The organism is Veillonella tobetsuensis, assembly GCF_002959935.1.
In the GTDB taxonomy this organism is placed as follows: Bacteria; Bacillota; Negativicutes; order Veillonellales; family Veillonellaceae; genus Veillonella; species Veillonella tobetsuensis.
The window spans coordinates 226,015-249,367 of sequence record NZ_PPDF01000008.1 but is presented as its reverse complement, the minus strand read 5'-3'; the positions used below and the strand labels follow the sequence as shown (position 1 = coordinate 249,367).

Annotated in this window: 18 protein-coding genes; 15 read left to right on the top strand and 3 right to left on the bottom strand. The window is 39.1% G+C overall.

What is annotated here, in order from left to right:
* From pduM to VTHSUH11_RS04305, 5 genes are all read left to right on the top strand, one after another.
* Positions 1–492, top strand: a complete 492-nt coding sequence (gene pduM, locus VTHSUH11_RS04325; protein WP_059364821.1) for a PduM family microcompartment protein — start codon at positions 1–3, stop codon at positions 490–492.
* Positions 479–745, top strand: a complete 267-nt coding sequence (locus VTHSUH11_RS04320; protein ID WP_059364824.1) for a EutN/CcmL family microcompartment protein — start codon at positions 479–481, stop codon at positions 743–745. Before pduM ends, VTHSUH11_RS04320 begins: the two co-directional genes overlap by 14 nt.
* Positions 746–873: 128 nt before the next feature.
* Entirely contained in the window at positions 874–2,307 is a 1,434-nt protein-coding gene (locus tag VTHSUH11_RS04315) for an aldehyde dehydrogenase family protein (RefSeq protein WP_244899981.1), read from the top strand.
* An 11-nt stretch (positions 2,308–2,318) separates the two neighbouring features.
* Positions 2,319–3,437: a 1-propanol dehydrogenase PduQ gene (locus VTHSUH11_RS04310; RefSeq protein WP_105092750.1), complete on the top strand. Its 1,119-nt coding sequence runs from the start codon at positions 2,319–2,321 to the stop codon at positions 3,435–3,437.
* A gap of 367 nt (positions 3,438–3,804) precedes the next feature.
* Positions 3,805–8,061 carry a 2-hydroxyacyl-CoA dehydratase gene (locus tag VTHSUH11_RS04305; protein ID WP_105092749.1) on the top strand — a complete coding sequence of 1,419 codons (4,257 nt, stop codon included), beginning with the start codon at positions 3,805–3,807 and terminating at the stop codon, positions 8,059–8,061.
* A gap of 77 nt (positions 8,062–8,138) precedes the next feature.
* On the opposite strand, the gene VTHSUH11_RS04300 is transcribed toward VTHSUH11_RS04305, so the two are convergent.
* From VTHSUH11_RS04300 to VTHSUH11_RS04290, 3 genes are all read right to left on the bottom strand, one after another.
* Positions 8,139–9,320, bottom strand: coding sequence for a multidrug effflux MFS transporter (locus VTHSUH11_RS04300; RefSeq protein WP_105092748.1), 1,182 nt, complete (start codon positions 9,318–9,320; stop codon positions 8,139–8,141).
* Between the two features lie 207 nt (positions 9,321–9,527).
* Entirely contained in the window at positions 9,528–11,165 is a 1,638-nt protein-coding gene (locus tag VTHSUH11_RS04295; protein ID WP_059364841.1) for an L-lactate permease, read from the bottom strand.
* 296 nt (positions 11,166–11,461) lie between these two features.
* Complete coding sequence (locus VTHSUH11_RS04290; protein WP_105092747.1) at positions 11,462–12,601, bottom strand: Ldh family oxidoreductase; 1,140 nt, start codon at positions 12,599–12,601, stop codon at positions 11,462–11,464.
* A gap of 602 nt (positions 12,602–13,203) precedes the next feature.
* Here VTHSUH11_RS04290 and VTHSUH11_RS04285 point away from each other — a divergent pair.
* From VTHSUH11_RS04285 to VTHSUH11_RS04240, 10 genes are all read left to right on the top strand, one after another.
* Positions 13,204–15,240 (top strand): molybdopterin-dependent oxidoreductase, encoded by a 2,037-nt coding sequence (locus VTHSUH11_RS04285; RefSeq protein WP_105092746.1) that lies wholly within the window; start codon positions 13,204–13,206, stop codon positions 15,238–15,240.
* A gap of 99 nt (positions 15,241–15,339) precedes the next feature.
* A complete protein-coding gene (gene brnQ / locus VTHSUH11_RS04280) occupies positions 15,340–16,674 on the top strand; it encodes a branched-chain amino acid transport system II carrier protein (RefSeq protein ID WP_105092745.1) in 1,335 nt (444 codons plus the stop codon).
* 244 nt (positions 16,675–16,918) lie between these two features.
* Entirely contained in the window at positions 16,919–17,158 is a 240-nt protein-coding gene (locus VTHSUH11_RS04275) for a DUF1653 domain-containing protein (protein ID WP_105092744.1), read from the top strand.
* 55 nt (positions 17,159–17,213) lie between these two features.
* Complete coding sequence (locus tag VTHSUH11_RS04270; RefSeq protein WP_059364854.1) at positions 17,214–17,990, top strand: HAD-IIB family hydrolase; 777 nt, start codon at positions 17,214–17,216, stop codon at positions 17,988–17,990.
* A 227-nt stretch (positions 17,991–18,217) separates the two neighbouring features.
* A complete protein-coding gene (locus VTHSUH11_RS04265) occupies positions 18,218–18,853 on the top strand; it encodes a peptidylprolyl isomerase (protein WP_059364856.1) in 636 nt (211 codons plus the stop codon).
* Positions 18,837–19,151: a GIY-YIG nuclease family protein gene (locus VTHSUH11_RS04260; RefSeq protein WP_059364861.1), complete on the top strand. Its 315-nt coding sequence runs from the start codon at positions 18,837–18,839 to the stop codon at positions 19,149–19,151. Before VTHSUH11_RS04265 ends, VTHSUH11_RS04260 begins: the two co-directional genes overlap by 17 nt.
* A 75-nt stretch (positions 19,152–19,226) precedes the next feature.
* Positions 19,227–19,685, top strand: coding sequence for a YwiB family protein (locus tag VTHSUH11_RS04255; protein ID WP_059364866.1), 459 nt, complete (start codon positions 19,227–19,229; stop codon positions 19,683–19,685).
* A complete protein-coding gene (argS, locus tag VTHSUH11_RS04250; protein WP_059364869.1) occupies positions 19,651–21,384 on the top strand; it encodes an arginine--tRNA ligase in 1,734 nt (577 codons plus the stop codon). The genes VTHSUH11_RS04255 and argS overlap by 35 nt, the downstream gene beginning before the upstream one ends.
* Positions 21,385–21,399: 15 nt before the next feature.
* Positions 21,400–23,010, top strand: coding sequence for a CTP synthase (locus tag VTHSUH11_RS04245; protein ID WP_059364871.1), 1,611 nt, complete (start codon positions 21,400–21,402; stop codon positions 23,008–23,010).
* 7 nt (positions 23,011–23,017) lie between these two features.
* A complete protein-coding gene (locus tag VTHSUH11_RS04240; RefSeq protein ID WP_059364873.1) occupies positions 23,018–23,233 on the top strand; it encodes a hypothetical protein in 216 nt (71 codons plus the stop codon).
* The last annotated feature ends 120 nt before the right edge of the window (positions 23,234–23,353 follow it).

Below are 23,353 nucleotides of genomic sequence, written 5' to 3'. Positions count from 1 at the left end.
ATGGATGCATTAGTTAAACTGGTGCTAGAACGCCTAGAAAAGCGCATGACATCCACTGCAACTTTTATGGTCACAGATTGCAATAGCTATGATGAGCATATATTGTTGCAGAACCAGCTCATTTCTTTCACTGGTATAGATTATGGTCATATACGAGAGCTGATGAGCCATACATTGGTGCCTTGGGTAGCTTGCCTGCACCGTGCATTAGCTTATGACTGTGAGGTGACGATACGCCTAGCAGTTCCTGTAACCTCGTTGATGAATCCATCAGTCATTCTAGATTGGCCTATCAAATTTCTAGATAAATTTGGTCGTCCTATATATGCTAGTCATCAAGCGTGGATAACGGCCTCTTTTGTTAAATCTTGTAAAAGTCAGTCTATTATCGTCGTATATAGGGGACAACGGTTCACCATGGCTGCTCGAGATGAAATCGAGAGCTTAGGTATCACAATAATTGAAGGGAACGAGAAGTATGCAAGTCGGTAAAGTTGTGGGTAGTATCGTATCTACTCAAAAGCATGAATCTCTAAAGGGAATGAAACTGATGATGGTAGATATTCTCGATGGAGAACAAGAGTTGACGGGGCGCATAGAAATCGCCGTCGATACAGTATGTGCTGGTGAAGGTGAATATGTGCTTTTAACTCGAGGTTCATCGGCACGGCATATTTTCGAAAATGATAAAGGCACCGCAGTAGATTGTGCTATTGTGGGTATTATTGATAGTTTTGAAAAATAATTGTATAGGAATTAGCTGGTGCCAGAATTAAACCTAGTTATTGTGTCACATCATGAATGTAACCTTGATTGTGTACACCGTAAGTTGATATGGTCATTGCATCAGCAATGCAACCTATATGGAGGTTCATGATGGAAAACAATACACAGTTGAAAGAAATGATCCGCTCCATGGTTATAGATATATTACAGGGGCAAAAGCAAGAAAATGCCTCATCAGAATCTATTAAACAAGCACCTAGGGGTCAAGTCGAACCAGGGGTATTTGATACAGTTGATGACGCAATTCGAGCAGCAAAAGCAGCGCAAGCTCGCTTTGAAGATTGTACCTTGGCAACCCGTGAAAAGGTAATTGCAGATATCCGTGCTGCTATGCGACCACGAGTACAAGAGTTGGCTCAAAAAACTGTTGAAGAAACGGGAATGGGTCGTATTGCGGATAAAGTACTAAAATTAAATCTTACACTTGATAAAACACCGGGCGTAGAAGATCTTGTGACAGAGTGTGAAACAGGCGATAATGGTATGACATTATATGAATTATCTGCGTACGGTGTCATTGGTGCCATAACGCCCAGTACGAATCCAGCAGAGACATTGATATGTAACTCTATTGGCATGTTGGCTGCAGGGAATGCTATATTCTTTAGCGTTCATCCTGGTGCCAAACATCTGAGCAGATTACTTGTTAGCGAATTAAACCAAATTATTGCTAAATCGATTGGTATTGAAAACCTTATCGTTACACTTCGTGAGCCATCTATTGAGTCCGCTCAAGAGATGATGCTACATCCAGATGTGAGCTTATTAGTTGTTACTGGTGGGCCTGGTGTAGTAAAACAAGCACTTCAAAGTGGTAAAAAGGTTATCGGTGCTGGTGCTGGTAATCCACCAGCCTTTGTAGATGAAACGGCAGATATTAAAAAGGCCGCTCAAGATATTGTTCTCGGTGCAAGCCTAGATAATAATATTTTATGTATTGCTGAAAAGAGCGTTGTAGCTATGCGCCAAATTGAACCACAGCTGGTTCAAGAAATGGTAAAAGTTGGTTGTGTCCTTATTGAAAACCAACAAGATATTCAACGCTTGGTAGACTTAACAGTTTTACCAAATGGGACACCAAATAAACAGTTCGTCGGTAAAAATGCAAGCGTCATTCTTGATGCGGCACATATTCCGTATAATGGTGACCCTCGCTTAATTATCTTGCGTACACCAAAAGAACACCCATTTGCAGTTATTGAAATGTTAATGCCTATTCTACCTGTTGTGACCGTAGATAGCTTTGACGAAGGTCTCGAAGTATGCTTGATGCTAGAAGCTGGATTACACCACACGGCAACAATGCATTCTTTGAATATGGAACGCCTCAATTGTATGGCTCGCAAGATGAAAACATCTATATTTGTTAAAAATGGTCCATCTTATGCAGGTCTTGGCTTCAGTGGAGAAGGAACAACAACCTTTACGATTGCCACTCCAACTGGGGAATCTACAACATCTGCTCGATGTTTTGCACGTCGTCGTAGATGCTGCTTAACAACGGGCTTTAACATTAGATAGGTGGTGAGCATATGAATAAATGGACATTTCCGACCCAAATCTATGTGGGGCCAGATTCTTTAAATCGTCTTACAGAATTTAATAATGAGTCTATCCTTATCATATGTGATCCATTTTTAAAAGACTCCTCAAACCTTACGTATGTGATAAGTCTTATGGAAGGTAAAAATAAGGTAAGTACTTATACAGAAGTGGTTCCGGAGCCTCCGATTACCCATGTAGTAAAAGGTATCCAGTATATGGAAGGTATTAAACCGACTATCATCATTGCAATTGGTGGCGGCTCTTGCATTGATATGAGTAAGGGAATTGCCTATTTTGGACGTAAGTTAAAGCATATGGATATTAAATCCTTTATTGCTATTCCTACTACTAGTGGAACAGGATCAGAGGTAACATCCTTTGCCGTTCTTACGGATAGTGAAACACAAGTTAAATATCCTCTTCTTGATGATGCAGTACTACCTGATGAAGCTTTATTGACTCCGTTGTTTGTTAAAACATCACCGCCAAATGTTACTGCTTATAGCGGTATGGATGTGCTTGTTCATGCTCTAGAAGCCTATGTAGCTACAGAGGCAAATAATTTTACTGATGCGTTGGCACAGCAAGCAATTGAGCTTGTCTTTGAATACCTACCAAAATGTTATAAGCCAACAGCCACAGACCAAGATCGCATGTCAATGCACGAAGCATCATGCCTTGCAGGACTTTCCTTTAACAAGGCCGGCGTGGGTCTTGTTCATGCCATGGCACATCAGTTGGGTGGGCAATTTCATGTACCTCATGGTCTAGCTAATAGTATGCTCTTACCATATGTGATTGCTTTTAATTGTTCTCATAATCCTGATGTGGCAAAAAAATATGCTCATTTAGCCGCTAAATTAGGTTTTGTATCTCATAATGCCTCAGAGGAAGATAAATTAGGGTCTCTTTTAAAAGCAATCATTAAGTTACAACATACTTTAAAATGCCCAATGACACTTACTGATTTTGGTGTGGATAAAGCTACATCTGAGATAAAACTAAATCTTATGACTGATAGAGCGTTGGAGGATATGTGTTATCGATTTAATCCATATCCAGCCAATCATGATGATATTATTGGCTTATATAAGAACGTACTATAATATATCAAGAATTCATATCAATATTTTCTTGGGAAAAAGAGATTTTAATGATATTCATTAAAGTCTCTTTTTATTTTTTATGGTATATAAAATGTCATTACGCACAAACATTTTTATCGTAAAGTGATATAATAAAAGTTACGGCACACAATAAATTGTAGCGTGCTGGATTATAAATAATCATATTTTATATACTACATTGGAATACGTTAAAATATAGATTTTATCTATGTTTATTGTATAATGTGTATGTAATATTTACATTTTAGATGTGTAGTTAAAGCTAAATGTTTTAGTATTTAACTTATACTTATGAAGGCATATGGTGCGAGGGTACCAAATCTTCACACTTTCAAGAGAGGTATATATGCAAAAATCCTTACGTATGGGGATCGATGTTGGTTCAACAACAGTCAAGGTCGTTTTGTTGGACCAACAAGATAATTATTTGTATAAAAAATATATCCGACATTACGCTAATATTTTGGATACTGTTTATACATTGCTACAAGAAGCTCAAGTGGGTTATGAAAATGAGAGTGTACATGTAGCAATTACAGGCTCTGGCGGTATGGCGATGGCTGATAAGGTACGTATACCTTTTGTTCAAGAAGTAATTGCTGAAACTAAGGCGATTAAAGCGTTATATCCTCAAACTGACGTTATTATCGAGCTCGGTGGGGAAGATGCGAAGGTTACCTATTTGGGGCGTACTGCAGAACATCGTATGAATGGTTCTTGTGCTGGTGGAACAGGGGCCTTTATAGACCAAATGGCAACCTTGTTACAAACAGATGCGTCCGGTCTTAATACATTGGCTATGAATGCGGATACAATGTATCCGATTGCAGCGCGTTGTGGTGTATTTGCTAAAACTGATGTACAAGCCTTGTTAAATCAAGGGGCGTCTCATGAAAATATTGCTAAATCCGTATTTCAAGCTATTGTAAATCAAACGATTGCTGGTCTTGCATGCGGTCATAAAATTGAAGGTAATGTAGCATTCCTCGGTGGTCCTCTGACATTCTTGTCCGAATTGCGTCAATGCTTCTGTGATACATTGGCACTTGATGAGGAGCATCGTATCATTCCTGAAAATGGCGAACTCTTTATCGCCTTGGGCGCAGCTTTAATGAATGATGAATGCCGTCAGATTACGGTTGGTGAATTAACAAATGAAATTGGTGCACTCATCGGTATTCCGATGGAAGCTACTGACCGCGTTGATCCACTATTTAAAAATGAAGACGAGTTAAATGAGTTTAGAAATCGTCATGCGAAGGCCGTGACTCCGAAGGCAGACATTAAGGAGGCCGTAGGTCCTTGTTATCTTGGAATTGATGCGGGTTCTACTACGCTAAAAGTTGTTTTAATTAATGCTAACAATGAAATTATCTTCTCACATTATGGTCCCAATCATGGTAAACCATTAGAAAAATCACAAGAGTTGATTGAACAAATTTATGGTTTGCTACCGAAGGGGGCTTATATTGCGCATTCTGGTGTCACTGGTTATGGGGAAGCCTTTTTGAAGCGAGCCCTGGGTATCGATATTGGTGAAGTAGAAACGATTGCTCATTATCGGGCAGCACAATTCTTCTGTCCAGATGTATCCTTTATTTTGGATATTGGTGGTCAGGATATGAAGTGTACCAAGGTACGTAATGGTTATATTGAAGATATAGTTTTAAATGAAGCTTGCTCCTCAGGGTGTGGTTCCTTTATTGATACCTTTGCTACATCCTTGCGTTTGCCGATTGAGCAATTTGCCAAGGAAGGTTTATTGGCACCTATGCCAATCGACTTGGGGTCTCGTTGTACCGTATTTATGAACTCTAAGGTAAAACAAGCGCAGAAAGAAGGGGCAACAGTTCCTGATATTGCAGCTGGTTTGGCTTATTCTGTTATAAAAAATGCTTTGTATAAGGTTCTTAAGGTGAAAGACCCTAAAGACCTTGGTGATCACATTGTTGTACAAGGTGGTACATTCTATAATGAAGCGGTACTTCGGGCCTTTGAAAAATTGATGGGCGTTGAAGTGATTCGTCCTGATGTATCCGGTCTGATGGGTGCCTATGGGATGGCTCTACTCGCATCAGAAGCTGCAGAGGAGTTACAAAATCAACACAGTACATTACTAGATATGGCAGGCTTGAAATCCTTACAAGTTTCTACATCTATGCGCAACTGTGGATTATGTTCTAATAATTGTATGCTCACCATCAATGCATTCTCCGATGGGCGTACCTATGTAACGGGTAATCGTTGTGATCGTGGTGCTGGCGATATGATTCAAGAGAAACATAAGCCCGTTCCTAATATGGTAGATGCAAAATTACGCCGTTATTTTGATTATTTCCTTAAGAAAAATATTCCAGAGTTCGAAGGTAAGTTACGTATTGGTATACCGCGCGTCCTCAATATATACGAAGATTTTCCGTTCTGGTTTACATTCTTCCATCAATTAGGCTGTGAAGTGGTGTTGTCCAATTATACGACGAAGGATCAATACAACAAGGCTATTGATACGATTCCATCCGATACAGCTTGTTATCCCGCTAAGGCTGTGCATGGTCATATTCGTGATCTTGCAGAGGCACAGGTTGATTTGATTTGGTACCCATGTATTCAACATGGTCCTAAGGAATTTAGCCGCGATAATAATTACCATTGTCCTATGGTTATCTCCTATCCAGAGTTAATTCGGAACAATATGCAGGATGTTATGGGGGAAACACCATTTTATGCCCCATTCTTGCCATTAGCAGATAAAAAATCTTTAGTGCCTGCGTTGGTGAAAGCCTTAAAAGACTTGCCTTTCAGTAAAAGTGAAATTTCTGATGCTGTAGAGGTTGCGTGGGCAGAGCAGGAAAAATGTAAAGCTGATTATCGAGAGATGACAAAGAAAACGGTATCTCGTCTTGTAGCAGAGCAAGTTCCTACAATCGTGTTGGCGGGGCGGCCATATCATTTAGATTCAGGTATTAATCATGGTATTCCTGAACTCATTACATCCCTTGGTATGGCGGTCCTTACTGAAGATGGTGTGGCGCCACTAGGGTATGAAATTAAGCATTTGCGCGTTGTAGATCAATGGTCGTATCACAGTCGTTTGTATCGTGCCGCTGAATTTGTAAGCCGCACAGAGGGGTTCCAAATTGTAGAGTTGAATTCCTTCGGTTGTGGTCTTGACTCAATCGTTGCGGACCAAGTGAAAGATATCTTGTCTGCAAAGCATAAGATTCACACCTTACTAAAAATTGATGAAGGTACAAACTTAGGTGCTGTTACTATTCGTTTGCGCTCGTTGCAATCTGTAATGGAGCGCAGTATGCGTAAGCATCATAATCCGGAAGCACCAGTAGAAACAACTATCGATGATATTCCTTCCTATGATTATGACCGTGTTGTATTCACGGAGGAAATGAGTAAGACTTATAAAATCTTAGTACCTCAAATGTCACCACTTCATTTCCAATTATTGGATCCAGTGCTTAATTCTGAAGGCTACGATTTTGAGATGCTGCCAGCTCCAACGAGAGAAGATGTTGAGATAGGTCTAAAATATATCAACAATGATGCTTGTTATCCGGCTATTATCGTCGTTGGTCAATTGATGAGTGCTTTGTTATCTGGTAAGTATGATGTTGATAAAACGGCGGTAATCATTTCTCAAACCGGTGGTGGTTGTCGTGCAACGAACTATATTGGCTATTTGCGTAAAGCCCTTATTGATGCGGGAATGGAACAAGTGCCAATTTTGTCACTTAATGCTAGTGATATGGAGCGTCAACCGGGCTTTAAATTGACAAAATCTTTCTTGCATCGGATGATTCAAGCCGTAGTTTATGGCGATGCATTGATGCAATGTGTATTGGCTACCCGTCCATATGAAATTAATCCAGGATCTGCAGATGCATTGTGTGATTATTGGATAAAAAAATTACGGGAACGCATCACAAAAGCCAATATCTTCCAATATAGCAAATATATTAAGAATATCATTGATGACTTTGATAATTTGCCTGTAGATAAATCAAAACCAAGACCTCGTGTAGGCGTAGTAGGTGAAATTTATGTTAAGTTCCATCCTAGTGCGAATAACAATATCAATGAACTCATAGAAAAAGAGGGGGGCGAGGTTGTAACCTCTGGCTTACTAGATTTCTTCTTGTACTGTGCAATGGATAGCACGTATCGTGCAAAACATTTAGATGGTACCTGGTTATCTGGTTTCTTCGGCTCCTTGGCTCGAGAGGCCTTAGAACTATATCGCTTGCCATATGCAAAGGCTGTGGCAGCGTCAAAGAACTTTGATCCATTACAACGAATGACAAAGGTCGCAAAAGAGGCGGCCCACTTTATTGATCTTGGTAACCAATGCGGTGAAGGTTGGTTCCTTACAGGGGATATGATTGATCTCATTGAAAAAGGTGCAAAACAAGTTGTATGTTTACAACCCTTTGGTTGTTTGCCTAACCATGTAAGTGGTAAAGGTATGGTAAAAACTTTATCGGAAGCATATCCTGATGTACGCATTGCAGCTATTGACTATGATCCGGGTTCAAGTGCAGTAAACCAAGCAAACCGATTGAAGTTGTTGTTAGCGACTATGTTTGAATGATAACTTAATAGTTAATTAAATAATTACTAATATATAGAAAAAAGCGTCCTAGGACGCTTTTTTCTATGAAGTTGATATTAATTTTCTTTAATCATTGTATAGAAGCACACTAATGCTAATGCGGCACATGAAACCATAACAATCCCCATAGGAATACCGGTGTGACTGCCACCGATACCTACTAATGGTGATACAAAACTCGCTGAAAACATGCCTGCAAAGCCTAGAATAGCAGAGGCGCTACCTGCTTGGTGTCCGTATTTAGCCATAGCCATAGAGAAACCGGCTGAACCGAATACAGATACAGTACAAATCGTAAAGAAAAGAATAATACTAGTTACTATAAAGGACCAATTAAAGTACATCGCACAAAGGAACAGCGTTGAGCCGATAGTTAACTGCCATAAACTAGTGTTTAAGATAGTTTTCATTGTTACAACATTACTTGCTTTTGCACTAAGCACACTAGCGAGGATAATTCCACAACTATTGATACCAAACATATAACTAAACTCTTGTGCAGATAGGTTGAAGATGTTTTGGTATACAAAGGATGAACCAGAAATATAGGCAAAGAAACCTCCAAAAGCAAACAGCTGCACTAGAGATTGTCCTAAGAAACTTTTATCCTTAAGTAGAGTACCATAGTTTTTAAAAGCTATGGAAATGCCACCAGAAATACGCTTTTCTGGTGGCAGGCTTTCAGTAAAGATAAAAGATCCTATAAGCAATACGGCAGAGAATCCCGCAAGGATGATGAAAATAAATCGCCATGTAGAAAATAATAAAAGCTGACCACCTATGAGTGGTGCAATAACAGGAGCCAACCCATTGACGAGCATGAGAAGCGACATAAGACGCATTAATTCCTTACCCGATGCAAAGTCTCGTGAAATCGCCTTAGCAATAACAACGCCAATAGAACCTGTTAAACCTTGCAAAAAACGTGCAACTAGTAAAACTTCAATATTAGGTGCAATAGAACAGAGAATGCTAGCGATTACACATAAGATATTGCCAATGATGAGCGGTTTTTTTCGCCCGAATGAGTCGCTAAGTGGACCGCCAATTAATTGACCAATAGCGATACCAAATGTCATAATACCAATTGTCATCTGAATGAGGGATGCATTTGTATTAAGCTCATGAGGCATAATTGGTAAAGCCGGTAAATATAAATCAGTCCCCAGTGGTGTGATAGCTGTTAGAAGCCCAAGAAATACGACAATGAATAAAGAAATTTTCTTTGTAGACTCCATAAAATCTCCTTGATTAAAAATGGGAATAATAAAAGTCTGCGAATCGCACTTCGCAGACTGCATTTAATTGTGTTTTTTTGTAGGTCTATTGTAACATGATTTTAGATGAAGTTCTATAAATTTTTGCATACAAATATGTGTATAATATAACAAAAAAGAACAGCTCATTTCTGAGCTGTTCTTTTGGTTTACCTTATTTGCAATATCTTAGAAGAAGATACTGTGAATTTGGTGGATGAAATGTTGACCGAAGAAGGAAATGCAACCATGCATTACGATGAATACGATGAAGTATTTGAATGCAGTGTTCATAATAACACTCGCTTCGATTTCATGCTCTAATTTATGAGCTTCATCAGCGCTGACTTCTTTGTGGTTTTCAAGGTATGCTTTCAAAGCAGGACCTACGGCACCAATGGAAATCGCGATGGATTGTGGAGACAACATTTTACCGATACCAGCTGCACCGGAGTTAACAGCTGCTAACCAGAAGCCAAGGTCTTCCCAGTTTGTAGGATCTAAGCCTTGTGCTGCTGCAATTTGAAGTGGGCCAAACAATACGTTGGAGTTTGTACCAGAACCAGTTAAGAATGCACCTAACGCACCTACGATAGGAGCGAATAGTGGGTACAAGGAACCTGTACCAGCAACCATTGCTTTCGCAATATCTGCAGTCATACCAGAGTATGTCATCAATTTAGCAGTCATAACAACTGTGATGATTGTAAGGTATGTAAATTTCAAGTTTTTAACTGTAGAACCCAATGTACCGAAGATTTCGCCAGCTTTTGCTTTTTGAATGAAACCACCAACAATACCAGCGATGAAAATCATGATACCAGGAGTTGCAATCCAAACGAATGTGTAAGGTTTTGCACCAGGACCTTGGTAAATAGGTACAGATGTTTTAATGGACGCTAGAGGACCATTGATTGCAGGGAACAATTTAGAGGTTAATAACAACAATACGAAGATCAAGATAAATGGCATAGCCGCTACAAGACCTTCACCGCCGGAAACTTTAGGAGTTTCGCCAGTTTGTTTAACTGCGTATTCAGGGTCATTAGGAGGCATAACTTTTGCACAGATAATGATAACTGCCATGATTACGATGGATGCAGAAATTACGGATAATTCAGGACCCATTACAGCATTGATTACGGTTTCAGGAACAGCTAATGCTAAACCGGAAAGTAATGTCACAAGGAATACGCCTTTTAACGCTTTAACGCCGCCACCGATAATCATAACAACGAAGAATGGAGCGATAAGGTTAAGTAAGAATAATTGAACAGAAATAAATGTACCTAAGTGGCTTGGATCAAGGCTTGTCAAGGATGCCAATGTAGTAGTTGGGATACCAATGGAGCCAAATGTTGTTGGTACGGAGTTTGCAACGAGACATGCAATGATAGATTTAAGTGGGTCAAAACCTACGGCAACCATCATAGCTGCAGGGATTGCAACGGCAGTACCGAAACCAGCCATACCTTCCATGAAGGCCCCAAAGCCCCATGCAAGTAACAATGCAAGCACACGAGTATCAGATGTTACAGAAGAAAGCATTGTTTTAATAGTTTCCATTGCTTTCGTGTATACTACCAAGTTATAAACGAAGATAGCAGCTGTAATAACTAATAGGATTGGCCAAATTGCCAATGCGGCACCTTCAAGGGCACCAGTGACCATAATAAATGGGTCAGAGGAGAATGCTGTAATAGCGATAATGAAAGAACCAATTGCAGCAACACTTGTTGCTTGCCATGCTGGTAATTTCAAGATGGATAACGCTACGATCAACCAAATGATTGGAGATAGCGCTAATAGAACGGTGAGAGCACTCATTTCTAAGTTCATCCTTTCATAAAAATAAAATATTTATATGCTTAACAGGAGGATGTAGCATTAATCAATTTAATTGATAAGTAAATCGCTATTATATTAAGTTGTAAAATTTCAGTAATAAAAATAAGTTACAATAGAATAAAAGATGTACTTATCATAAAAATTGATATTTATCTCAAAAAATTCAACCTCATTTCAGTGAGGTTGAAAATATAAGAGAGGGGACATAAACAGTGTTTATGTCCCCTTCTATACTAACTACAAGTCCTTGTTAGGGCCGTCACTAAGTTCAGGTATTAGTAGTTACCTTTGAACATTGTAGCAGGTGCTTCTGGTACATAATCGCCGAAGTAGGATTTGAAGTCAAGGCCTAATTCGTTGCAAAGGTCTTGAACTTCAAGCATTGTACCGTTAAGTACAGGGATGCCTTCAGCTTTAACTTTTTCAACGGATTCGTGTTCTTTTTCACCATGAGTGTAGATACGTTCTTGACCTGCAGCTTTAGGAGCTTCACGTAATTCTTGTAAGAATTGAGAGAAGTGTTTTTTGATTTCAGCAGGATCGCCGAAGAATTCAGGGTTGATAGCCATGAAGCCGTGGCAGATATTGGATTTACCGCCAACCATACATTTGTTGGAAGTACCACCTTGGGAAAGGATGGAGGAGAACAATTCAGCAATCATGCCGTTACCATAACCTTTGTGGCCGCCAAGAACTTCTGTAGCACCACCTAAAGGAAGGATACCGCCGCCTTCATGACGGGAAATGTTGCCCAATACTTCAGCTGCGTCAGTGGAAGGAACGCCGTCTTTATTAACAGCCCAGCCATCTGGAGTAGCTTTGCCCATTTTGTTGTACATTTCAAGTTTACCACGAGTTACAACTGTAGTGGAGCAATCGAAGAAGAAGTCAACAGGATCAGCTGGTACAGTCCAAGCGATAGGGTTGGAACCAAGCATAGCTTTACGAGCATATACAGGAACCATGATTGCTTCGGAGTTTGTACAAGAGAAACCGATTAAGCCTTGGTCGGATGCCATTTTAGCATAGTAACCAGCGATACCATAGTGATTAGAGTTACGTACGGATACGATACCAACACCAGATTTTTTAGCTTTTTCGATAGCCATTTCCATAGCCATATGACCCAATACTTGGCCCATGCCGTCATGACCGTCGATAACTGCGGAGATTGGAGTTTCTTTTACGATTTCAGGTTTTGCGTCGATTTTGATCAAGCCGTTAGTGATACCTTTGTGGTAACGAACCATACGTTGCATACCATGGCTTTGAATACCGAATAAGTCGGAAGTCAAAAGTACGTCTTGGATGATGTCCGCTTCTTTTTCGGAGAAACCGAATTTTTGGAAAGCATCCATGCTCAATTTTTTCAATGTTTCATAAGGGAAAAGAACAGTGTTTTTTGCGTCTGCCATTGTTAAAACCTCTTTTCAGAAAATATGTACCTGATATAGTTACTCCACTCTGTAACAATTATGAACATTACATGATTGTCCGGTGAGTTCTATATCCTCTCAAATGACAATGTCAGTATAGCATACAATATTCAGATATTGAATAGTTTTACATAACTAAATACATTACATAATTTGCATAGCGTTCGTGAAATTTATCACAGGTTTTAGTATAAAATGCTGAAATAACAGAGTATACCTTGAAATAATTGATTATGACTTTTAGTAATTGATACATTCCTTTACGTAAAAAATAGGTGTTTTGGATAAGGGTTATCTATTTGTATTGTAGGGGCTAAACTATAAATAAATAGCAGAAAGTATTGATATTTATTGTACATCTATCGGGTATACATTGATAAAATTTATAACTGATTGTATTTATTTTGATGAGTTAATTGGGGGAGTGCATTGATATACAATGTATGCAGTACAAAAGTTTCCATATGATGTTGATAGTCGTTAATTTTGTTACAGATATAGAGCTATTTTTGTGATACTATAAATATACAGATAATAATATATACATATGACGAAAATGTAGTGATAAGTGAGGTACTTATATGCGTGAATATACTAATATATGTCCATACGATTGTCCTGATGCGTGTGGTCTTGTTGTTACGGTAGATAATAATAAAGTAATAAAGGTTCGAGGACATAAAGAGCATGCTTTTACAAGAGGTACCTTGTGCCCTAAGATGGTACATTATGAGCAAATTATTCATTCTCCTAAACGGTTGACCACTCCATTAAGGCGTGTTGGTAAAAAAGGTATTGGTATTGATCAGTTCGAACGGATTTCATGGGATGATGCGTTACATACTATTGTAAATAACTTTAAACATACTATTGATACATATGGTAGTGAAAGTATACTACGGTATTCCTATGCTGGAACGATGGGGGCCGTAAATAGTCCGGCAGGTGATTATTTTTTTCGCCGTATAGGTGCAACTAATCAAGATAGAGGAATTTGCTCTCCTGCTAAGCAAGCTGCTTTTAGGTCTGTTTATGGCGATACCATTGCCATTAAACCACAAGAAGCACAACATAGTGATTTGATTATATTATGGAGTATTAATGCAATTGCTACGGATTTACATTTTCTACACGATGTCAATGTAGCTAAACAAAGGGGGGCCACTGTATGGGTTATTGATACACATAAAACGTATACCTATGACCAGGCTACGCATCATGTATATGTAAAACCTGGATCTGATGGGGCCTTAGCTCTTGGGTTGATGCATATCATACATCGTGATGATCTTGCAGATATAGATTTTATTCAACGCTATGTACAAGGTTATGAAGAACTTGTAAGAGATGTGTTACCTACCTTTACACCAGACTATGTATCTTCTATTTGTGGTGTGCCGGCTGAAGTAATAGAAGCGTTGGCACATGCTTATGCAAAGGCGAAAGCCCCATTTATTCGCCTTGGTAGTGGCGTATCCCGTTATGGTAATGGCTCCATGAGTTGTCGTTGTATCAACGCATTGCCAGCTGTTGTAGGCGCATGGCAACATTTAGGTGGCGGGTTGCTGTCGAGCGCTAGTAGTAGTCAATACTTAAATAAATCATTTATGCAACAACCACAAGTCGTAACACCAGCTAAGCGTTTGATGCCTATGATTCTACTGGGAGACTTATTGACGAACCCTAAGGCGCTCCTTGAGCATGGCTTAGAAGATACTAGCGGAGGCGTGCCGGTTCATAGTTTATATGTATTTTCTTCTAATCCAGCTATTACTGCACCAAACCAAAATTTTGTTAGGCAGGGGCTCATGAGAGACGATTTGTTCACCGTTGTACATGAACGCTTTTTTACAGACACCTGTGCTTATGCAGATATCATATTGCCTGCTACTAGCTCAGTAGAGTCAGACGATATATTTAATTCTTATGGTCACTATACCATTGGGGCTAACTATCAAGCTATACCTCCAGTGGGAGAATCGCGTTCTAATTGGCAGGTTATTTCTGAACTGGCTCGTCGCATGAGATTGGATGATCCGTTTTTTAAGATGACAGAATTGGAATTGATTGAACAGATGGTTCGCAGTTCATCTAAACTTTCACAAGAGGAACAAGACAGAATTTTACAAGGTGATTTGGTGGAGGTTGAGCTACCGGAGAACTATAAACTGGATTTTAAAACTCCGTCTGGGAAAATAGAAATTTTAAATCCTCAAGAAAATATTCCCTTGATTACCTATAGAGAACCTTATGGCGATGGTGAACCGTTTTGGTTAATTGTAGGCAATGATATTCGCATATTAGATTCAAGTTTCTGTGAAATGGAATTTGATGATCTTGAGTTAATGAAATTGCGTATGAATCCAGATGACGCTAGATTATATAATATCAATGATGGCGATGTTGTAGAAATCTATAATATTCGTGGTACCGTACGTATTAAAGTATATTTCGATGCTATGGTACAAAGGGGTACTTTGGTAACCCTTGGCGTATGGTGGCAATCTCAATCTAGTGATGATGCGGTAGGAATTAATGCCCTTACTGCATCTCGTCCTACAGATGCGGGCTGGGGAAGTACATTTTATGATGTGCAAGTGAATATTCGTAAAATTTAATCATTATTCGTGTAATTTTATTTAGTTGTTGAAGAAAAGGCCCCATATCATATATAATATAATCTATTACTATAGTGTATTATGAAGGGAGATAACCTTATGGATGGAAAAGAAAATCTATCACTGCGCGCCTATTTAGCGATAGGCATGATGTTATTTGCCCTATTCTTTGGCGCGGGAAATCTTATTTTCCCGGCCGCATTAGGCCAACAAGCAGGCTCTAATGTAGGATGGGCATTGGCTGGTTTTGTATTAACTGGCGTGGGGCTACCATTGTTGGGCGTTATGGCTATGGGCTATTCTGGCTGTAAAGACGTAGAAGAATTAGCTGGTCGTGTTCACCCTGTTTATGGTCTTATTTATACTGTGGCATTATATTTGAGCATTGGACCAATGTTCGCTATACCTAGAACGGGTACTGTTGCTTATGAGATTGCAATCAAACCGTTTACAGAAGGCATGGCTATGGACATGCAACCGCTAGCATTGGCTATATTCTTTGGTATTTCTTTGTGGCTATCTATTAGCCCACAAAAGCTTGTAAATCGTATTGGTAATATTTTAACACCTGCATTATTACTCGTTATTTTGTTGCTTATCGTTAAATCCTTTATTACGCCACTTGGTTCTTACATGGAGCCGCAAGCAGCTTATGCAACAACTGGTACAGCTGTGTTACAAGGTTTCCTAGATGGTTATAATACGATGGATGCATTGGCATCAGTAGTATTCGCTATTCTTGTGGTAGACTTTGTACGTCTTACAGGTGCTACATCTCGCGATATCATTACGAAAACAGTTGTGGAAGTAGGTGCTATTGCGGTAGCATTGCTCGGTATTGTGTACGTATTCATTGCTAACATTGGTGCTACAAGCGTAGAACGATTTGGTTTGTTCGATACAGGTGCTCCGGTGTTAACTGCTAGTGCGGACTTTTTGTTTGGTGCTACAGGTCAAGTTATTTTGGCAGTCATTGTATTGTTAGCTTGCTTGAGTACAAGTATTGGTCTTATTACATCTTGTAGTACATATTTCCATAAACTATATAGCAAAATCAGTTATAAAGCATTTGTTGTTTTATTCTCTGTAGCTGCATTTGCATTAGGTCTATTTGGCTTAAAAACAATTATCAGTGCAGCTATTCCTGTATTAATGCTCTTGTATCCATTGACTATCGTTATTATATTCTTAGCCTTAGGTGATGGTCTTTTCGGTGGTCGCCGTTGCGTATATGCATGGACTATGGCTTTAACTATGATCTCTGCATTGATGAGCGGTCTTGAAACTGCAGGCTGGGCACCAGATGCTTTACAAGCGTTGTTTAGCGAATATATTCCATTCCAAGGTATTGGTATGGGTTGGGTGAGCTTTGCGGTACTTGGTTTTATCATCGGTCTTATCCATAAAGGACTTGCGTCTGATACAACTAAATAATACTAATGGTGAAAGCCATTTAGGATAGTATAAAGAAAACGACTTTTACTTTCTTGCTTCCCTGACTATTAAGTCTAGTCAAAGTTGCAGTGAAGGTAAGAGTCGTTTTTTTATGATTTTTATTTTAGTATATATAATAACTTTCATTATATGATTGTGGTAAAGCTAATAAAATATAATTGCTTTTATGAGAAGGACTTTTTATAATAAAAGTAATGTTTTTAGTAACGGAGTAAAGGCGTTTATGAGTGAAGTTGTGAAGGGTGGTTTATACCGCCATTTTAAAGGAATGTATTATTACGTATTAGATGTAGCTACCCATTCTGAAACCGGTGAAAAGTTAGTGGTCTATCAAAAGTTATATGATAGTCGAGATCTATATGTGCGCCCTTTAGAAATGTTTTGTAGTGACGTAAATAAAGTGAAATACCCAGATGTGAAACAAGAAAAACGGTTTCAATTGATGTCTGGACGAGATGAATAGTGTTTGTAATATAGTTTGGATGTGAAGCTATTATAGCTGATAGATAGGAGGGCCTGTGGAACGAAAGTTTTTCTTTTTCGATATTGATAACACATTAGCGGTGTGGCCAGAAGGAAAAATCCCAGAGAGTGCTCAATATTGTATAGATGAATTGCAACGTCGAGGCCATTTAGTATCCCTTGCAACAGGTCGTATTCAAGTGGATGCGATGCGTTTTGCTGAGCAAGCGGGGATTAGAAATGTAGTTGCCGACGGAGGGCATAGTATTACCATTGATGGCAAACTAGTGTCCATGATTGGTATGAATCGTGATATGTGTATTCAATACCTTGAATATTTAGAGTCTAAGCATATACCATGGGCCGTAACAGATCGTAACAAATTGGGACGTATTACGCCTTATAAGGAAATATTGGACTGGCATCCAGGATGGGATGTATTTAAAACTATAGTAGAACCTGAATTTGACTTTCACAGTGTGGACGATTTCTATAAAATCTATGTATTCTTCAAAGATGGTGAAGAAGAGGAAAAAGATATTGAACACATGACGCATAAACTCATTCGTTATGGTGATGGTTGTGTATTATATGAGCCTATGGAAAAAGCATTAGGCATTAAAAATATGATAAGTCATTTTGATGTGAATTCAAATCAGGTTGTCGTGTTTGGTGATGGCTATAATGACTTGTCTATGTTTAGACCGGAATGGTTAAATATTGCTATGGGGAATGCTCGTGATGAACTGAAATTAGAGGCTGATTATATTACTACTGATTGCGATAAAGATGGTATTTATAATGCATGTAAGCACTTTAAATGGATTGATTAAAGGATGATATCCTATTTAAATTCTATGAGGAAAATGGTAAATTTAATATTTATTTAAACCAAAATTTCTTTGAAACATGATATACTAAAAAAGAGCCGCTCACGGGTTGAGCGGCTTTTCTATGTAAAATTTATGAAACCTACTGAGTGGGTTTTGACTCATATATGTTAGTAAAAATATAGTACAATTAATATTTCAGTTACTTAGTACAAATCTGTGGGGGAATTATGAACTGGAAACGTTTAGCGCTATGTGCAATGTTGGGGATTTCTATGCTTGCTACAACGGCGTGTGGAACAAATAGTGGTGAACAACCACAAGGCAATACGGTAAAGGCAGAAACTGTGGCAATGCCTAACTTTACAAATTCACCAATTGCTGATCAATATGCCATATTCAATACAAATTATGGTCAATTCAAGGTTCGTTTGTTGGGGTCCAAATCTCCGATTACTGTGAAAAATTTTGAATACCTTGTAAAAAAAGGTTTCTATAATGGGGTTACATTCCATCGCGTTATTGAAGGCTTTATGATTCAAGGCGGAGATCCAGATGGTACAGGTGCTGGTGGTCCTGGTTATACGATCCCTGATGAGTTTGCCAATGACTTGCATTTTAATAAAATGGGGGTTCTTGCCATGGCAAACCGCGGTCCTAATACAGGTGGGTCTCAATTCTTTATCACATTAGGCCCTACATCTTGGCTTGATAATAAACACACTATATTTGGTACCGTAGTACAAGGTATGGATGTAGTTGAAAAAATTGGCAAAGTAAAGACTGGAAAAAATGATAAACCAATCGAACCGGTTGTTATTAATTCTATTTCTATAGAAGCAATTACGGATGATGCAAGTAAATAAAATGGATCATGAACGATATTTTACGTATATCCTGAGATGTGCTGATGAAAGTTTATATTGTGGGTGGACTACAAATCTTGAAAAGCGAGTGGATGCTCATAATGGTCTTGTTACTGGTGGTGCTAAGTATACGAAAGGTCGTCGGCCTGTAACCTTGGTTTACTATGAAAGCTTTCGCCAAAAACAAGAAGCACAATCTAGAGAATATGCTATAAAACGTCTAAATAAGGCTCAGAAATTACGCCTTATTGCGTCTGCTACTATGGATACATTGGAGAATATAAATCTCACAGAATAGGTGCACAAAACATTCAAAACAAGCTGCTTTTGTGCTATAATATATTGATATGTTATGACCATGGAGGAGAACGACATGAAACGGGTTTTAGTATCCGTAAAAAGTGTACAACGAGACATAGATGGACAGGATACCGTGGTGGAATTGATTTCTCCCGGTACTTCGCAAGAAAAGAATGGAATTCAATATATTCGTTACGAGGAATCTAGTGTAACAGGTCTTGAAGGTGTTAAAACAACAATCAAGATTTATGAGGATTCTATTGTGCTCTTGCGTACTGGTGCCGTTAATATGAGACACCAATATATTCGTGGGGAAGAACGCGAGTCAACCTATGAAACGCCACTAGGGGATCTTCACATGGCCGTAAAGACACATGAATTAACAGTAGATTTTCACGATGGAACAGGCCGTGTCCATTTAGGATACGATATTTCCATTGAAGGTGAATGGCAATTTTATAATCAGTTAGAAATAGACGTGCGGGAGGATACAGAGCATGGAAATGAAGGAAATCCTGAAATCGGGGATTGAACAGGCATTACAAGATACGATTAACAGCGGTGGTTTACCAGCTGGGGAATATCCAGAAATCGTTCTCGAAGTGCCACCTCAAAAAGAATTCGGTGATTTTTCTACAAATATCGCTATGCAATCCGCTCGTGTAGCTCGTCAAAACCCTCGTGCTATTGCAGAGGCTTTGATTAGCCATATGAATTTTGATTGGCTCGAACGTGCTGAGGTTGCTGGTGCTGGTTTCATCAACTTCTTCTTGAAATCTGATATGGTATACGATACGTTGAAAGCCATTTTGAATGCTGGCGAAGAGTATGGTGTGCAACCATTGCGCGCGCGCGATACCATTCAAGTTGAATATGTAAGTGCGAATCCAACAGGCCCGTTGCATGTAGGTCATGGCCGTGGTGCTGCTTACGGTAGTGCTCTTGTAAATTTGTTGCGGGCAGCGGGTTACAATGTACAATCTGAGTATTACATCAATGATGCGGGGAACCAAATCGACAATATGGCTATCTCCATTGAGTACCGCTTCCAAGAGTTGCAAGGTGCGACATTAGTGTTCCCACCTAAGCGCAACGAAGATGGTTCCATGCCTGAATTCGATATTCCAGAAGGGGCTCTCGTGTTCCCTGAAAATGGCTACCGTGGTCCTGACATTATCGAGACTGCAAAAGCTATTGCAGAACGAGAAGGCTTCGATACATTAAATGCTATGAACGAAGCAGATCGTATTGCATTGTTCAAAGAGGAAGGTCTTAAAGAAAAACTAGCTCGACTAGAAGAAACATTGAGAAACTTCCGTGTTACTTTCGATCATTGGTTCTCTGAACGTACTGTTCATGAAGCTGATGAAATTCATCACTCCGTAGAGGCGTTAAAGGCTCTTGGCAAAGTGTATGAAAAAGACGGTGCATTGTGGTTGAAATCTACTGACTATGGCGATGATAAAGACCGCGTAGTTATTCGCGATAATGGAGTTCCTACTTATTTAGCTGCGGATATCGCATATCACCGCAATAAATATGACCGTGGCTTCAAAGAAATGATTGATATTTGGGGCGCTGACCATCATGGCTATGTATGTCGTGTAAAAGCTGCTATGGCTGCTTTCGGTTATGATCCAGACCAATTAACGGTATTATTATTACAAATGGTAGCATTGTTCCGCGATGGGGAACTTGTTAAATTGTCTAAACGTAGCGGCGATAGTGTTACATTAGATGAATTGATTGAAGAAGTTGGCGTGGATGCATCTCGTTACTTCTTCTTGATGCGTTCTCTAGATAGCCAACTTGATTTCGATATTAACTTGGCTAAATCTCGTAGCAATGATAACCCAGTGTATTATATCCAATATGCTCATGCTCGTATTCATAGTATTTACAACCAAGTGCGTGAAGCAGGCATTGCATTTGGTGATTATAATCAAACTGATTTCACAACTCTTACAAGTGAAATGGAATTAGAATTAATTAAGAAATTAGCTGAATATCCAGAAGAGGTAGTTCAAGCTGCCGAACATCGTGCCCCTCATCGTATTGCTCGTTACTTATACGATTTGGCAAGCATGTTCCACTCCTTCTACCGTCAAGGTCGTATCATTGGCGTAGATCCAGCATTGCAACAAGCTCGTCTTGGTTTAATTACAGCGATTGCCCTCGTACTTCGTCAAGGTTTGGGCATTTTAGGTATTTCCGCTCCGGAAAAAATGTAATAGGTGGGAGGCATCATGGCAACTAAGTATATTTTCGTAACTGGCGGCGTTGTTTCTTCTCTTGGGAAAGGGATTACAGCAGCATCCTTGGGGCGTTTGCTCAAAAACCGCGGTTTCAATGTAACGATTCAAAAATTTGACCCATACATTAATATCGACCCTGGTACGATGAGCCCTTACCAACATGGCGAGGTTTTTGTAACGGATGACGGTGCTGAAACTGACCTTGATTTGGGCCACTATGAACGCTTTATCGATATTAATCTTAGCAAACGCTCTAATATTACAGCTGGTAAAGTATATTGGTCTGTAATTAATAAAGAGCGTAAAGGTGATTACTTGGGCAGTACTGTTCAAGTTATCCCACACGTTACTAATGAAATTAAACAAAATGTATATCGTGTTGGTAAAGAAAATAATGCAGATGTGGTTATTACTGAAATCGGTGGTACCGTTGGTGATATTGAAAGCTTGCCATTCATGGAAGCTATCCGCCAAGTGAAAAAAGATGTAGGTCGTAATGACGTGCTTTATATTCACGTTACATTAGTGCCATACATCAATGCAGCAGGCGAATTGAAAACAAAACCAACACAACACAGCGTAAAAGAATTGCGCAGCATCGGTATTCAACCAGATATCTTGGTATGCCGTAGCGAAAAACACATTTCTGACGAAATGAAAGAAAAACTTGCTTTATTCTGCGACGTAGAACCAGAAGCAGTTATTGAAAACCAAACTTGCAGCTCCATTTATGAAGTGCCATTGATGATGCAAGACCAAGGTCTTGATGATATCGTTATTAAAAAGCTAGGTCTTGAAGAACGTCCTTGTGACATGACTGCATGGAAAGAAATGGTTCATAAAATCTTGAATCCTAGTAAAGATATTACAGTTGCCCTTGTTGGTAAATATGTAGCATTGCATGATGCGTATCTTTCTGTAGCAGAAGCATTGAGTCATGCTGGTATTGAAACTGATACTAAAGTTAACCTTCGTTGGATTGACTCTGAAGAACTTGATGATCTTTCTGTAGATCCTAAAGAGGTATACGAAGGTATTGATGGGATTGTAGTTCCTGGTGGCTTTGGCTCTCGAGGTGTAGAAGGTAAAATTCGTACTATCCAATATGCTCGTGAAAATAATATCCCATTCTTAGGCTTGTGCCTTGGTATGCAATCTGCAGTAATGGAATTTGCTCGCAACGTATGCGGTATGGAAGGTGCAACTTCTAGCGAATTTGACGAAAATGCAAAATACAAAGTAATCGATTTGATGAGTGATCAAGTTGATATAGATAAAAAAGGTGGTACAATGCGCCTTGGCATCTATCCTTGTAAACTAGAAGCTGGTACAAAAGCTCGTGAAGTATATGGTGAAGATCTTGTATACGAACGTCATCGTCATCGTTACGAATTTAACAATGAATATCGTCAACAATTGAGCGATGCAGGACTTGTTATCTCCGGTACATCTCCAGATGGTCGTCTTGTTGAAAGTATCGAAGTTAAAAACCATCCATTCTTCGTGGGTACACAAGCGCATCCAGAATTAAAATCTCGTCCGAATAATGCACATCCATTATTCCGTGGTTTTGTAGATGCGATTTTAGAACTAAAAAAATAGATAAAAAATGGGTTCTATTTTATCTATTATAGGTTTATTTATATTAGCTGTACTCAAACTAGAGCAGTTCGTATATGGTAAATCGGGGAAACAACAATCTACAACTGGCCATATGGCACGGCGTGGGCTCGCTAATTTAGCGGGATTAATCGCGTTTGATCATTCTACTGTGAATAGTAAGTCTGTTGTGGTACGTAAAAAGAAGGAAGATACTCAGAAATGAGTATCTTCCTTCTTTTTTTTCTGTATCGAAAAAACTTGCAAAAATATATCGATATATTTAAAAATAACACTTGCTATTTTAAATGATTAGTGTTATTATATAGACAAAGATAGATATAGA